This is a genomic window from Bdellovibrionales bacterium (assembly GCA_019750295.1).
GTDB lineage: Bacteria > Bdellovibrionota > Bdellovibrionia > Bdellovibrionales > JAGQZY01 > JAIEOS01.
On record JAIEOS010000069.1, the window covers coordinates 1 to 7,169 of the forward strand.

Here is a 7,169-nt window from a genome sequence, read left to right on the forward strand (position 1 = left end):
GAACTGCTGCGTTATCTAACGCAGCAGTTCTCAAAAAGTATCGGCGCACCCGCCGGACACGGCCCTACTGAGGTCGGTATTTACGGTCTCGAGGCGACAGATGTGCGGCTTGGTTCTAAAATGAAATCTATGGCAACTGAGAAGAGACGAGCCCTAGTGCTCTCCGGTGGTGGTGCTCGCGGCGCTTATCAGGTGGGAGTGCTCAAGGGTATTTCCGAAATTTGTAAGACTCATCGTATTGATCCGGATTTTAAGATTTATTCGGGGATCAGTGCGGGATCCATCAATGCCGCGTATATGGCCACCTACGCCGACGATTTTCACTTCGGAGTTTCTCAGCTGGTGGAGATGTGGTCCAAAATCACTTCCGATCAGGTGTTTGCCTCCGATGTCATGCATATGGGGAAAATCGCGTTTCAGTGGATGGGCGAACTTTCGCTCGGCGCCCTCGTGGGCACGACTCTTGGCAAAGCGCTTCTCGACACCACTCCGCTCATCAAACTCATCAACGACAACTTAGATTTAGAAAGAATCGAAAAGCACGTGGACAGCGGAAAACTTTATGCTCTCGCCGTCACCTCCACCGATTACGGAACTTCCAATTCCGTGACCTTCGTGCAAGGCGATCCCACCATTAAGGATTGGAAACGCACTCGCCGACTTTCGAAAAAAACCAAACTCACCACTCAACACATCATGGGATCGTCGGCCATTCCGCTGTTGTTCCCGCCCGCAGCCGTGGGACAAAAATTTTTCGGCGATGGATGCGTTCGCAATAACTCGCCCTGCGCTCCAAGCATTTACCTCGGAGCCGACGCTCTCTTTGTCGTCGGTGTTCGCATGAGCAAAGAAACCAGTTACGATAAAGCCGCCGCTAAATCCACTCTCGCCCCCAGCGTGGCGCGAGTTCTCAATGTTCTTTTAAACGCGATTCTTTTGGATGGGATCGAATCCGACGTCGAGCACCTCCATCGCATGAATAAACTCTTGGATCACTTTCCCGGAGAGAATCAAGCCAACTACCGCAAAGTCGACGCACTCTTAACCTCTCCGAGCGGCGACATTGGCGAGCTCGCTATCGCAAAATCTAAGAATTTACCCACCACCGTTCGGTATCTTCTCAAGGGATTAGGTAAAATCGAGGACGCTGGAGAGTTGGTCAGCTACCTATTGTTTGATAAAGAATTCTGTGGTCAGTTGATCGAGATGGGTTGTCGCGACGCCCACGCTCAAGAAGCCCAGATCCTTCAATTCTTTAAAAATTAAATCACACCAAAGCCGCGCTTAGGTACACTCACGATGAGCAAACCATCTCGATACTCGCGCTTAAAGAGGTCTTTGTCAGCAGGACTACCGAGCTTAAACTCCTGGTGAATCGTCTGATAATTGTTAGTCGCTACCTTCTGACGTTGATCGTGGATCTCGTCTTCGAACTTACGTGCGCCCGTGACCATAATCTTATCGTCGAGAACTTTGACTTTAAAGTTTTTGAGTTCGGCCTCAGGCACAAAGATAGAGATCTGATAACCATCGGCCGTCTCCATCAATTCTGCACCCAGATCTTGAACTTTATAAAAAGGATCATCTCCGCGGTGATCAAACTTTTGCATCTTATCAATAAAAGTGGCATGTTTTTTTTCAATTTCGCCCTGGTACTTTATCTTTTGGTCTTCGATAGCCAGTTGGTATTTTAACTCGTTTTCGTTAAACGCTTTTTCAAAATGCCCCTTACGTCCCTCAATTTGACCGAGGTAAAAGTTTTTTTCTTTTTCCATCTCTGAACGATAATGCTCTCTTTGCTTTAAGCGTTGATCCTCAAATTGCAGCTTTTCGGCTTCGGCCGCGGTTCGCTGCTGATGACGAACATCTTCAACGGCAGCTTTCTTCTTTAAAACTTCTTCTCTATGTATTTGATCTAAAGAATCTTGTTCTTGGCGATAGGCTTCTCGGCGCAAATCTCTCTCGTCCGCAAACTGAGTTTTGTTTTGTTGCAACTTTTCGCGCTCTTGATCACTCATTTGGCGAGTTTGAGCGATGGCGCGAGTTTGGGATTCCGCGGCCTTCTGGTACTCTTTTTGAGCCTGGGCATTTTTATCTTCTAAAGCCTTTTGGAGGCGGTAGTTTTCGGCCTTTTCTTTTTCTGCGTTGGTTTTCCGTAAGTGATTGATCGCCGCGGCTTGTTTTTCTTTAAGACGAGAGAGCTCTTCATTATGCTCTGAGATGATCTGCGAACGCTCGGTTCGAGTTTTTTTTCGGAGATCGGCATTTACACTACTATTTTCGGCCGGCAAGGCGCTGGTGCGGCCCTCGGTTTTTTTCGCTTCCAAAACTCCTCCTGAGTCTGCCTTCATTTTAGCACGTCTCAGAGAGTCTTCGAAGATTTCAAAAATTTACTTGGAGAAAGGTCGTGTACAAAGGGGGCGGTAACCGTCGTTCCGCTTCCAGCACATCCAATGATCGACGATGGTGATCGTTTCGTACCATCCTAAAGTGTAGTACCCAACGTACTGCTTCGGGTCTAACGTCGAAAGAACCTCACGGGACTTTCCGGAGCGGGTGTCGGTGATTTTGAGCTGGAACACACGGTGCTCGGCCGAAACCACCGGGGAGACTAAAATAAAGGACACAAAAAGAAGGATCTTCACAAAAGATTTATCGGAAAAAGACCCGTCCAGCTTAAATTTTTGCCCAACGGAGTTTTGCCGACTTACTGCGAGGATTCTGAGTTTGCTCCTCCCAGCTGGGGCGGATGATCTCCTCCGAAATTTCCGAATACAGCCCCTCGCGGTATCCCAACTGGAAAGATTTCTTCACCCGTCGATCTTCCCCGGAATGGAAACTCAGAATCGCGACTTTACCCCCGCGTTTCAAAAATTGAGGCAAATCGTTGAGGAATTTTTCGAGAACCGCAAACTCTTGATTCACTTCAATCCGTAAAGCTTGGAAAACTCGGCGAATCGGCGTGTCCCCTTCTCGTTCTTGAATTTTAGAGGACAACTTTTTAAGGACGCCACGAACACATTCTGCCAAAGCAAATGTGGTTTTAGGTTGAGCTTGCGCGAGAGCCTGAGAGATTTTATCTGCGAAAGGCTCATCCGAATTCTGGCGAAGCATCTCTTCGATTTCATCACTGGAAAGAGACTCCAACATTTTCCACGCGGGCTCTCCCTGCTCCGGATTCATTCGCAGATCTAATGGACCGTCCACTTTAAACGAAAACCCACGTTGAGGCGTATCGATCTGCATCGAGGACAAACCGAGATCCGCCAAAACTAGATCCACCTTCGAAGCCCCTCGTTGCCGCAGAAAATTCCAGGTCTCCGAAAAATTAATCGGTCCCACCACCAACGTTTCATCCGCGATATTTTGCAGTCTCATTTTTTTCCGCAAACGCGCTTCGGTTTTAACCCGCTCAATGGGGTCTTGATCTAAGGCAATCAGAGTCCCGCCCGGGGATATCTTTTGTAACAGCTCCCAAGAATGGCCTCCATAACCCAAAGTCGCATCAAGTACGGTCTGCCCAGGTTGCGGGTTGAGAATATCCAGGATCTCCTGCATACAAATCGGGCGATGACTTCCTACGGGAGTTTCCCCGCGCAGCTTAATCTTCTCGATGTCAGATGCGTACTTTTCAGGATTGAGTTCTTTGTATTTTTCTTCAAATCGACGCGGATGAGTGCCCTTGTAACGAACACGTCGCTTCGGTTTTGTATCAGCAGAAGAGGCATCGGAACTCATGCCTCTTTTTTGCACTATTTACTAATGTTTGTCGCTGGTTTTATTGAGAATGCTATTATCTACAATCTTGAAATAAGCTCGAATGAGCAAAGTCGTATCACGCTGGCTGAGGCCACCGAGATATTCCTTTTTTTCTTCAAAAGATTTCAATTTAATGAAACCGTAAAGTAATTCTTGAATCAGCTTTAATTTATCTACTGTATTTTCTTCAAGCGAAGGATCGTCGTCTTTAATTGCACGGACGATATCCGCTCTATCAAAAAGAATATGGAACCCTTTCGTTGACTGATAAACGAGTTGGTCCATGACTTCCAAACAGTCGTAAGTTAAATCTGTCACTGCGCCTCCTTGCGTGATAGATCTGATGTTGTCCCCGGTTTTTGATCAATTTCTTTGAGCTTTCCCCGACTCAACACGATGGTCGCCACCATGCAACCATATGAATTCATTTTGAATGACTGTCCCTGTAATTCAAGCAAAACTGTAGAGCATTGACATCTTCTGTCAAGATGCTAGTCTTTTCAAGGGAGCACTCCACACGTGAAAAAAAAGAAAACGAAAACGGCGACAACTTCTTATGACGAAAAAATCATCATCGATGAAAAGAATGGTCTAGTCTTCGACTCCGAAGACGATGTTCTTAAATACTTTGAAAAAGACATCAGCGCTTTAGAGAAACAATATCTCTCCTTGCGCCCTAAAGATGATTACACGGATGAAGAGTCCGCTAAGCTCGAGAAATACCTGGACCAAACTCTAGATAACCCGGATGAGATCTGGGTGGATAGCAAGACGATTAAAAACCGAACTGTGCATCTCTATCTCAAATTGATCGAGGCCCCTAAAAAAGATTTTTATTATGTTGCGATTGTCTTTGCCGCCGAAGACGTGCCGACATTTATATTCCTTCATTTCCCGACAAAGCACCTCGAAATCTTGGAAAAATACCGCCGCGGCGAACTCTTCTATGATCGCATCATGAGCGAAGTGGAACAGGGCTGCGTGGAGGGTGATGCTTTAAGTGAGGGCGATGAGCTCGCAATTGGTCTTTACAAAGCCATGCTTGTCATTCGTTCCGAGGACGATGTCGCGCAGACCGAGTTTCAAACTTACTCCGAACTGCGCGAAGAAACGATCGAAGAGCCCGACGAAATCTGGCGCAATAACGATCTTGCTGGGAACACTTTGGTCAACTTTATTAAAGACTTTTCCATTTCTGGAGAGCAAATGTATTACGTCGTCGTGACTTTGGAGGATTCAAATTCCAATAGCCACGCTCTGCTCTTCTCTTTCCCGACTCATGACGAGAGTTTAGTGGAACGCTACCGCCACGGCGAAAACATGCAGGCCGAAGAAGTTGTCCAGGAATCAAGCCATTAAGACTTCAAATGCAATGGGGACGGCATCAGAGGATCGTGAGATCCTCTTTTTTTACGGAAGTCTATTCCGAATGATATTTAGAGCTTCAGCCTCTACCCGATCTTGTCGACCACTAAACTGAGCACAGAATCCCAATAAAGACAGCCGCACTTGTGCCGAGATCTCTCCAGGAAATGGAAGTTCAAAGACATTGTGAGTCTTTTCGACGTAGCCCGGAATAGCCAGTCGAAGGATCGGTAGCTTCTCGTGGGTTTCGGTGAGGATAAAATTGTTGGAAAGCACAAGGAGAGCTGGAGTTTTTAGACGTATCGATGCGATCGCTGCATGAGTATAGAAAATTTGAGGGTCGATCTGTTCGATTCGACGACGGATCACCGAAACTTCCTCGCGAGTGAGTTGGCCGGATTCTAATTTCTTCAGCGCACGGGTGTATTGTTTGAACGTAGAACAACGCAGAGTCGACGTGTTCACACTGAGAGCGGTGATCTCTATCGCCTTCGCCTGAAAACCGAAAATGACAAAACAAAATCCAAGAATGAGAGACTGCAACGACTTCATAAATACCCCTTTTGTAGGACCATTAACGAGGAACAAAAAAATTTACGAGCGCTATAAAGGAGTGTGAAGTATTTCTAGAGTGGAAATTAAAAAGGCATTGCCAGATTCGACAATGCCTCTACAAATATGGTGATCTCACCGATTTGATTTGAGATTAGTTTTTGCGACGGACGAGAACACCGGAAAGTTCTTCCAGTAAAAACTGAAAGCGAGCATTCAGATCATTCATTTGGTCGATATTAAAACGCAATTGCTCGAGCACGTCGACGTTTTGTGTGGTCGCAGGGACAGACTTCGATGTGGGACCCCAAACTTCGAAGGGAGTTTCCGTCTCGTTGAAACGTGTCTGCTTTAATTCACCAAAATTGTGCTCAGTCTTTTGAATCAATCCCATATTTCCCTCTCGACCTGTCTAGGTTAAGATTAGGTCAGTTTTCTGTTCAACTTAAATTAACTTAAATCCTAAAAATCCTTATTTTATGAAGTCTTTTCAGTACTCGCATTTCAATGCGTCAAGCTCCAGAGCTCCGATTTTGCGGCGATCATGATGGTCGCCAAAACCAAGGCTTACGGCCATCGCCGTGTATTCGTTGGATTCTATATGTGCCAATCCCAGCACATGCCCTAATTCATGCACTAACAAGGCCACAACATCGAGCTGGTTCACTTCCACGAGGTTTGCGGCGGAAAGGGGTTTTTCGCCGTTTAAACGAATATCCGCATCATAAATATGTGTTCCGCGCCAAATAAGTAAAGTTTCGGCTTGCTCGCTGGAATCGCGATCCCAATTTTGGGTCACACTGATGACGTTTCTGCGATCCTCGGCAAGGCCGATGGATTCCGCGAGAGCCCCGCCAAAAACAAAGGCGCTTTGACCGTTCAGTTGTAAACGCAGCCCGTCGTTCCAGATCTCAATCGCTTTAGTCACGGCCATCACTTGATCCTCGGACATCGATGCATCTGCATAAAGTGTCACTGGAAGAGTGGCCCAAGAAACCCTTTGCTTATAACCATTTTGCTGAAAATAGCAGGCCTCTTCGGGCTGCGGCGGTTTCCCGTCCTTTGCGCATCCCTGGAGAAGACCGAAGCTAACGAATAGAGTGGTGATAAAAATTCGTGTGAACATACACAGATATCCTTCGCAAGAATAGAGCCGCAAAGGCCTCCCATAAACTATCGAAATTATTAGATTTTTTAATCAGCAGTTCTGATGCCCGTAAAGCGAAGATGTCTAAGGTTTACGAGCGACCCACATTGAGACAGGCTATTTTTCGACTCAAGGCCCCGTAACCCACGAGAATTCTTCAACTTCCAAAACTGACCAATCCGTGGCCACTGTAACACCCAAAACGACCCAAAAATGTCAAAAAGGTTCCCAAAAAGGTTCCAGCTCCCTGCGTGCACTTTTTTAAACATAATGTTTAAAAAAGTGCACGCAGGGAGCTGGAACCATTTTGTTTTACCGGGGGATGGGGGTCATACACAAAATTCGA

General features: G+C 46.5%; 9 protein-coding genes. 2 read left to right on the forward strand and 7 right to left on the reverse strand.

All coding sequences use genetic code 11. The features are described 5' to 3' along the window. Positions 1-1,266: patatin-like phospholipase family protein (locus tag K2Q26_11955; GenBank protein MBY0316230.1), on the forward strand; the 1,266-nt coding region annotated here is incomplete at its 5' end. Here K2Q26_11955 and K2Q26_11960 read toward each other — a convergent pair. The 4 genes from K2Q26_11960 to K2Q26_11975 all read right to left on the reverse strand — a co-directional run bounded on the left by K2Q26_11960 (position 1,263) and on the right by K2Q26_11975 (position 4,077). Then, positions 1,263-2,327, reverse strand: a complete 1,065-nt coding sequence (locus tag K2Q26_11960; GenBank protein ID MBY0316231.1) for an Hsp20 family protein — start codon at positions 2,325-2,327, stop codon at positions 1,263-1,265. The genes K2Q26_11955 and K2Q26_11960 overlap by 4 nt on opposite strands. Before the next feature lie 63 nt (positions 2,328-2,390). Further along, positions 2,391-2,645: a hypothetical protein gene (locus K2Q26_11965; GenBank protein ID MBY0316232.1), complete on the reverse strand. Its 255-nt coding sequence runs from the start codon at positions 2,643-2,645 to the stop codon at positions 2,391-2,393. 31 nt (positions 2,646-2,676) lie between these two features. Beyond that, a complete protein-coding gene (rsmH, locus tag K2Q26_11970; GenBank protein ID MBY0316233.1) occupies positions 2,677-3,738 on the reverse strand; it encodes a 16S rRNA (cytosine(1402)-N(4))-methyltransferase RsmH in 1,062 nt (353 codons plus the stop codon). A gap of 21 nt (positions 3,739-3,759) precedes the next feature. Next, positions 3,760-4,077, reverse strand: a complete 318-nt coding sequence (locus tag K2Q26_11975) for a hypothetical protein (protein ID MBY0316234.1) — start codon at positions 4,075-4,077, stop codon at positions 3,760-3,762. Positions 4,078-4,278: 201 nt separating this feature from the next. Here K2Q26_11975 and K2Q26_11980 point away from each other — a divergent pair, with 201 nt between their 5' ends. Next, the gene (locus K2Q26_11980) at positions 4,279-5,118 is read left to right on the forward strand and encodes a peptidase (protein ID MBY0316235.1); all 840 of its coding nucleotides are present in this window, start codon (positions 4,279-4,281) and stop codon (positions 5,116-5,118) included. Between the two features lie 51 nt (positions 5,119-5,169). Here K2Q26_11980 and K2Q26_11985 read toward each other — a convergent pair whose 3' ends face one another. The 3 genes from K2Q26_11985 to K2Q26_11995 all read right to left on the reverse strand — a co-directional run bounded on the left by K2Q26_11985 (position 5,170) and on the right by K2Q26_11995 (position 6,802). Further along, positions 5,170-5,676 carry a hypothetical protein gene (locus K2Q26_11985; GenBank protein ID MBY0316236.1) on the reverse strand — a complete coding sequence of 169 codons (507 nt, stop codon included), beginning with the start codon at positions 5,674-5,676 and terminating at the stop codon, positions 5,170-5,172. A 154-nt stretch (positions 5,677-5,830) separates the two neighbouring features. After that, entirely contained in the window at positions 5,831-6,070 is a 240-nt protein-coding gene (locus K2Q26_11990; protein ID MBY0316237.1) for a hypothetical protein, read from the reverse strand. Between the two features lie 96 nt (positions 6,071-6,166). Next, on the reverse strand, positions 6,167-6,802 hold the full coding sequence (locus tag K2Q26_11995; GenBank protein MBY0316238.1) for a hypothetical protein: 636 nt from the start codon (positions 6,800-6,802) through the stop codon (positions 6,167-6,169). Between the last annotated feature and the right edge of the window lie 367 nt (positions 6,803-7,169).

Coding starts and splice junctions, on each gene's coding strand:
- K2Q26_11985 (MBY0316236.1), bottom strand. CDS start 5,676: ATGAAGTCGTTGCAGTCTCTCATTCTTGGATTTTGTTTTGTCATTTTC.
- K2Q26_11995 (MBY0316238.1), bottom strand. CDS start 6,802: ATGTTCACACGAATTTTTATCACCACTCTATTCGTTAGCTTCGGTCTT.
- rsmH (MBY0316233.1), bottom strand. CDS start 3,738: ATGAGTTCCGATGCCTCTTCTGCTGATACAAAACCGAAGCGACGTGTT.
- K2Q26_11990 (MBY0316237.1), bottom strand. CDS start 6,070: ATGGGATTGATTCAAAAGACTGAGCACAATTTTGGTGAATTAAAGCAG.